Source organism: Flaviramulus multivorans (genome assembly GCF_021728415.1).
Lineage (GTDB): Bacteria > Bacteroidota > Bacteroidia > Flavobacteriales > Flavobacteriaceae > Sabulilitoribacter > Sabulilitoribacter multivorans.
Genome location: NZ_JAKKDV010000010.1, coordinates 3,903 through 5,546 on the forward strand (window position 1 = coordinate 3,903; position 1,644 = coordinate 5,546).

Genomic DNA, 1,644 nt, shown 5'->3' on the forward strand with positions numbered 1-1,644 from the left:
TTACCGACCACCGTATTCTGGTGACTTATTTTTTAAATTAACAGCAATGAGAATAAACTATTTTTCATAATAGTTTTGATACTTAATTAGTCGTCTTTCTCTAGAAAGGAGGTGTTCCAGCCGCACCTTCCGGTACGGCTACCTTGTTACGACTTAGCCCTAGTTACCGATTTTACCCTAGGCCGCTCCTTGCGGTGACGGACTTCAGGCACTCCCAGCTTCCATGGCTTGACGGGCGGTGTGTACAAGGCCCGGGAACGTATTCACCGGATCATGGCTGATATCCGATTACTAGCGATTCCAGCTTCACGGAGTCGAGTTGCAGACTCCGATCCGAACTGTGATAGGGTTTATAGATTCGCTCCTGGTCACCCAGTGGCTGCTCTCTGTCCCTACCATTGTAGCACGTGTGTAGCCCAGGACGTAAGGGCCGTGATGATTTGACGTCATCCCCACCTTCCTCGCAGTTTGCACTGGCAGTCTTGCTAGAGTTCCCATCTTTACATGCTGGCAACTAACAACAGGGGTTGCGCTCGTTATAGGACTTAACCTGACACCTCACGGCACGAGCTGACGACAACCATGCAGCACCTTGTAAATTGTCCGAAGAAAAGTCTATCTCTAAACCTGTCAATCTACATTTAAGCCCTGGTAAGGTTCCTCGCGTATCATCGAATTAAACCACATGCTCCACCGCTTGTGCGGGCCCCCGTCAATTCCTTTGAGTTTCATTCTTGCGAACGTACTCCCCAGGTGGGATACTTATCACTTTCGCTTAGCCACTGAACCGAAGTCCAACAGCTAGTATCCATCGTTTACGGCGTAGACTACCGGGGTATCTAATCCCGTTCGCTACCTACGCTTTCGTCCATCAGTGTCAATTGATTATTAGTAATCTGCCTTCGCAATTGGTATTCTATGTAATATCTATGCATTTCACCGCTACACTACATATTCTAACTACTTCATAATAATTCAAGATAACCAGTATCAAAGGCAATTCTACAGTTGAGCTGCAGACTTTCACCTCTGACTTAATTATCCACCTACGGACCCTTTAAACCCAATGATTCCGGATAACGCTTGGATCCTCCGTATTACCGCGGCTGCTGGCACGGAGTTAGCCGATCCTTATTCTTACAGTACCGTCAAGCTCCCTGCTCGAGGGAGTGTTTCTTCCTGTATAAAAGCAGTTTACAACCCATAGGGCAGTCTTCCTGCACGCGGCATGGCTGGATCAGAGTTGCCTCCATTGTCCAATATTCCTCACTGCTGCCTCCCGTAGGAGTCTGGTCCGTGTCTCAGTACCAGTGTGGGGGATCCCCCTCTCAGGGCCCCTACCTATCGTTGCCTTGGTGTGCCGTTACCACACCAACTAGCTAATAGGACGCATACTCATCTTTTGCCGTAACCTTTAATATAATGCTCATGCGAGCTCTATATACTATGCGGTATTAATCCAAATTTCTCTGGGCTATCCCACAGCAAAAGGCAGATTGTATACGCGTTACGCACCCGTGCGCCGGTCGTCGGCGGTGCAAGCACCCCGTTACCCCTCGACTTGCATGTGTTAGGCCTGCCGCTAGCGTTCATCCTGAGCCAGGATCAAACTCTTCATCGTTAAATTATTTGTGCTATACATAT

The 1,644-nt window shown here is 48.4% G+C and carries 1 rRNA gene; it reads right to left on the reverse strand.

The features are described 5' to 3' along the window. Positions 1 to 104: 104 nt before the first annotated feature. A 16S ribosomal RNA gene (locus L3X39_RS14700) occupies positions 105 to 1,621 on the reverse strand. Between the last annotated feature and the right edge of the window lie 23 nt (positions 1,622 to 1,644).